1 protein-coding gene and 1 pseudogene are annotated in these 1,106 nt (G+C 66.1%); one reads left to right on the top strand and one right to left on the bottom strand.

Annotated features, from left to right (window positions below):
• A partial coding sequence (locus B7X49_RS18720; protein WP_286840652.1) for a ProQ/FINO family protein occupies window positions 1–285 on the bottom strand: 285 nt, incomplete at its 3' end.
• Between the two features lie 419 nt (window positions 286–704).
• Here B7X49_RS18720 and B7X49_RS18715 point away from each other — a divergent pair.
• Window positions 705–1,106 (top strand): annotated as a pseudogene (locus B7X49_RS18715) (hypothetical protein); the annotation flags it as partial.

Here is a 1,106-nt window from a genome sequence, read left to right as displayed (position 1 = left end):
ACTGACCTCACCGGCAATCTCACCCTCGAGGTCATAGCGCGGACCACCCCGCGCCAGTGCGGCAAGATAGCTCGATGTCCTCGTGACCCGCACCAGCACGAGATCGGCCTGCTCTTCGGTCAGCCCGACCTCGGCTCGCATTGTCTTGAGCCGATCGCCCGTCCCGATCGCCAGCGGCTTGGCTGGACGCGCGACGAGCACGGGATACCGGGCCGCAACGATCTCGAGCAACTCGCTCGCCTCATTCCATTTATCCCGATCGAGCGTCCGCCACTGCCACGCCATCGTCACCTCACCTCATCAAACGGGTCCGGTCCTACGCGTCGGAACCTGCAATCTCCCGATTTCTGCACACCATACGATCAGCCGCAAGAGCGGGCCGATCACAGACCTGGCCGACCTGACCCGTCTTCGGGCGATCACCCCCACAACGCCCAACGATTTCGACAACCACCAATCTCCGATGACCCGATCTCCCTGACCGCGCTGACGCGCTTCAGGGTGGGGAGGACGCCGCCCTCCCCACCCTGAAGCGCAGCCTACAGCAGGGCAGCGTCGCTCTCCGCGCAGGGGCAAAGCCCCGCACGCTCGCAACCCGGCCCCGCCCGCCTGCACTTCACCCACCCCTCCCGCATCTCGCCGCGTGGCGTCCGTCGAAAGGCGAGACCGCCTTCCGACGATGAACCCAGACCAGGAGCTTCGCCATGATCTCATCCACCGACACCACCGGATACCCACCCCTGCCCGGCCGGCGATCCATCACCCGGCGGGGCACCCGTAACAACGACGCCGGCGAGATCGATCTGCTGCGGCGCACAGTCTCCTGCGCCCTCATCCTCGAGGGCGAAGGATGGCACGTCGATCCCGCTGAAAGTTCCCGGCGCGCGGTGAAATACCGCCGCGGCTCCGGCGAAATCCTGATCGTCAACCATGACGACAAAGGCTGGTGGAACCCGCTCGGCGACGAGAAAGGCGATTGCTTCAGCCTGATCCAGTTCCTCCACCCCGATCGCAACTTCGGCCATGTCCGCCAGACGCTCCGCGCGATCGCCGGCATCGCCCCGTCAGGACCGGTCGCTGTCGCTGGCTCAACGCCGGATCGGATC

The sequence above is a fragment of the Acidiphilium sp. 34-64-41 genome, from assembly GCF_002282635.1.
In the GTDB taxonomy this organism is placed as follows: domain Bacteria; phylum Pseudomonadota; class Alphaproteobacteria; order Acetobacterales; family Acetobacteraceae; genus Acidiphilium; species Acidiphilium rubrum.
Note: the sequence above shows the minus strand (reverse complement) of the source record. Positions and strands in the feature narration are given on the sequence as shown.